The sequence below is a fragment of the Pseudoalteromonas sp. MER144-MNA-CIBAN-0113 genome (assembly GCF_040308965.1).
Lineage (GTDB): Bacteria > Pseudomonadota > Gammaproteobacteria > Enterobacterales > Alteromonadaceae > Pseudoalteromonas > Pseudoalteromonas tetraodonis.
On record NZ_JBEOOG010000283.1, the window covers coordinates 1 to 284 of the forward strand.

The 284-nt window shown below is 41.2% G+C and carries 1 protein-coding gene; it reads right to left on the bottom strand.

Annotated elements, in window-relative coordinates:
- Window positions 1-284: hypothetical protein (locus AAEY57_RS19720; RefSeq protein ID WP_350608635.1), on the bottom strand; the 284-nt coding region annotated here is incomplete at both ends.

Below are 284 nucleotides of genomic sequence, written 5' to 3' on the forward strand. Positions count from 1 at the left end.
CTCAATATTGGCTGTTACATTATTTATACTCAATGTTTGCTGAGCATCAACGTTATTATTAAAGCTTAAAGTACCTTGAGCTAATAAATCCTCTGAGGTGAATTGCTGATAATCCATACCTGTATGCTCGCTGCAAAAATCGGCTAAATGGTTACGCCAAATTTGACTGCTCGTAATTTCAAGCCCTGCAAATAACACATGCCCCAGGGCGCTGCTTTGTATTGCCAAACGGCTACTTTGCCCCTGGCCAATGTTATACATGCCAATAGCACAAAAGTGTACCG